This window comes from Verrucosispora sp. FIM060022 (genome assembly GCF_003977705.1).
Lineage (GTDB): Bacteria > Actinomycetota > Actinomycetes > Mycobacteriales > Micromonosporaceae > Micromonospora > Micromonospora gifhornensis.
On sequence record NZ_RQIV01000026.1, the window covers coordinates 1 to 3,290 of the forward strand.

1 protein-coding gene is annotated in these 3,290 nt (G+C 75.1%); it reads right to left on the bottom strand.

The genetic code is table 11. The annotated features are described in order from the left end of the window. The coding region (locus tag EG812_RS28970; RefSeq protein WP_126713489.1) for an SDR family NAD(P)-dependent oxidoreductase at positions 1 to 3,290 on the bottom strand (3,290 nt) is incomplete at both ends.

The window sequence follows — 3,290 nt, forward strand, 5'->3', positions numbered from 1 at the left end:
TGAGTCCGTTGGAGGCGCCGTCCTGGTTGACGGCGGAGCCGCGGAGGATGGCCAGGACGTGGTGGCCGTTGGCGCGGGCGTCGGAGAGGCGTTCGACGAGCAGCAGGCCCGCACCCTCACTCCATCCGGTGCCGTCGGCTGCGGCTGCGAATGGTTTGCACCGGCCGTCGGGTGCGAGGCCGCGTTGTCGGCTGAACTCCACGAAGGTCGCCGGGCTGGCCATGACTGTGACGCCGCCGGCCAGCGCCAGGTCGCATTCGCCGCTGCGCAGTGACTGGGCGGCCAGGTGCAGGGCCACCAGAGAGGACGAGCAGGCGGTGTCCACGGTGACCGCCGGGCCCTCCAACCCGAAGCTGTACGCCACCCGACCGGAGGCGACGCTGCCCGCGCTGCCACTGACCAGGTAGCCCTCGTAGCCCGGGGCGGGCGTGCCGGCCTGGTGCAGCCGCGCGCCGTAGTCGTTGTACATCACGCCGGTGAACACGCCGGTCCGGCTGCCCCGCAGCGATCCCGGTGGCAGCCCCGCCCGCTCGAACGCCTCCCACGCCACCTCCAGCAGCAGCCGTTGCTGCGGGTCGGTGGTCAGCGCCTCGCGCGGGCTCATGCCGAACAACTCCGCGTCGAAGTCGCCCGCCGCATAGAGGAAGCCCCCGTGCCGGGTGTAGCTGTGTCCCGGCCGGTCCGGGTCCGGGTCGTGGATCTCGCCCCAGCCCCGGTCGGTGGGGAACTCGCCGATCGCGTCCACACCGTCGGCCACCAGCCGCCACAGGTCCTCCGGCGAGGAGACACCACCGGGATACCGGCAGGCCATCCCCACGATCGCAATCGGCTCGTCGGCCGGCTGCGTAACGGGCTGCGGCGTCTCCACCGGACGGGCGCCGGCCAGTTCCGCGACCAGGTGGTCGGTGAGCGCGTCCACCGAGGGATGGTCGAAGACCACCGTGCTCGACAGGCGCAGCCCGGTACGCTCGGCGATCCGGTTGCGCAGCTCGACCGCCGTGAGGGAGTCCAGGCCAAGCCCGGTGAACGCGACGTCGGTGGACACCTCGGTGGCGTCGGTGTGCCCGAGCACCGCGGCCACCTGGGCGCGGACCAGCTCCCGCAGGCCCTCCCGGCTGGTGACCGTGGCGGCGGCGGACGCCGCGCGGCGACGCTGCCGGCGAGTTGTGGACAGGTCGACCCGGGCCGGTGCCAGGACCGGTCGGTCCGCGACCAGGCAGGCGTCGAAGAGGTCCAGGCCCTCCTGCGGTGACAGCGGGGTGATCCCGCTGCGGGCCAGGCGGTCGAGGTCGGCCGCGCCGAGACCCGACGCCATGCCGGTGGCCCCCCACAGCCCCCAGGCCAGGGAGACGCCGGGCAGGCCGAGGTCGCGGCGGTGCCGGGCCAGCGCGTCCAGGTAGGCGTTCGCGGCGGCGTAGTTGGCCTGCCCCGCCGTGCCGGTGATGCCGGTGATCGAGGAGAAGAGCACGAAGGCGGTGAGGGGCCGGTCCCGGGTCAACTCGTGCAGGTGCCAGGCCGCCTCCGCCTTGGGCCGCAGCACCCGGGCCAGGCGCTCCTCGGTGAGCGAGGTGAGCGCGCCGTCGTCCAGCACGCCGGCGGTGTGGATGACGGCGGTGAGCGGGTGCTCCTCGGGGATGCTGGCCAACAGCGCCGCCACCGCCGGACGATCCGCCACGTCGCACGCCACCACCTCGACCTCGGCGCCCGCCGCGGTCAGCTCGTCCACCAGCTCGGCCGCGCCGTCGGCGGCCGGGCCACGCCGGCTGGCCAGCAGCAGGCGCCGGACCCCGTGCCGGACCACCAGATGCCGGGCGACCAGCGCGCCGAGAGCGCCGGTGCCGCCGGTCACCAGCACCGTCGACCCGGACGCGAAGGGCAGCGGACCGGGCGCGACGGGGATCCGCGACAGCCGGGGTGCCATCAGCGTCCCGTCGCGCAGCGCCACCTCCGGTTCGCCGCTGGCCAGCGCGGCGCGGACCAGCGCCGGCTCCGGGTCACCGGAACCGGTGAACAGCACGAAGCGGCCCGGCTGCTCGGTCTGCGCCGTGCGCACCAGGCCACGGACGGCCGCACCGGCCGGGTCGTCGACGGTACGGACCACCAGCGGCTCGTCGCCCTCGTGCTGCCGCAGCGCGTCCAGTGCCCAGGTCACGGCCGCGTACGCCGCGCTCGCGTCCGCGCCGGTGCGCGGTGCCACCACCGTCGCGTACCGGCCGGTCCACTCCCCGTCGGTGGGCACCGGCTCCCAGTCGGGTTCGAGGACGGTGGTGGGCGCGGCGCCGGTCGACCGCAGCCGCAGCGCACCGGCCGAGGCGATCGGGCGGCCCGCGTCGTCGGCCACGTCCACGCTCACCGCGTCGTCGCGGCGGGCGAGCCGCACGCGCAGTGCGGGAGCACCGGGGCCGTGCCGGCGAACGGACCGCCACTCGAACGGGATCTCCACCTGCCCCCGCTCGGCGGCGTCCCAGGCGAGCGGGTGCAGCGCCGCGTCCCACAGGGCGGGGTGCGGGGCGAAGCCGCCGGTGGGCGACTCGTCGGGGCGTACCTCCGCGAACGTCTCGTCGCCTCGGCGCCACAGCGCCCGCAGCCCCTGGAACAGGCCGTGGTAGCCGTAGCCGCCCTCGGCCAGCCGGTCGTAGAGGTCGACCACGTCCACCGGCTCGGCGTCGGTCGGCGGCCAGGTGGCGAGGTCGGCGGCGGGCGACTGCGTGACGACCGCGAGCCGCCCGGTGGCGTACGGCAACCACTCGCCGTCGTCGGTGTTGCCGTGCAGGTGCACAGCGCGGCTGTCGTCGTCGGACGCCGGCCCGACGGTGAGCCGTAGGCGCACCGGGGCATCGACCGGCACGGCGGCCGTCAGGACCAGTTCGTCGACGTCCAGGCCGACGCGGCTGGCCGCGTGCGCCACCGCCTCCACCACGGCGGTGGCGGGCAGCAGCGTCGCGCCACCGATTCGGTGCCCCGCCAGCCAGGGGTGGCTGTCGGCGCTCACCGTGCCGGTGAGGACCAACCCCCCGTCGGCCAGGTCGACGACGCCGGGCAGCAGGGGATGGCCGCTGCCGTCGAGGCCGGTGTCGGCGGCGGGACCGTCCAGCCAGTACCGCTGTCGCTGGAACGGATAGGTGGGCAGGTCGATGACGGTGGCGTGGGGGAGGAGGGTCTTCCAGTTGGTGGTGGGGGTGGTGGCGAGGGTGTGGGTGAGGGTGTGGTTTTCGTTGTGGTGGGGGCGGAGGGTGGGTGTGGTGGTGAGGGTGGGGTGGTTGGTTTTGGTGAGGGTGGTGAGGGTGGTG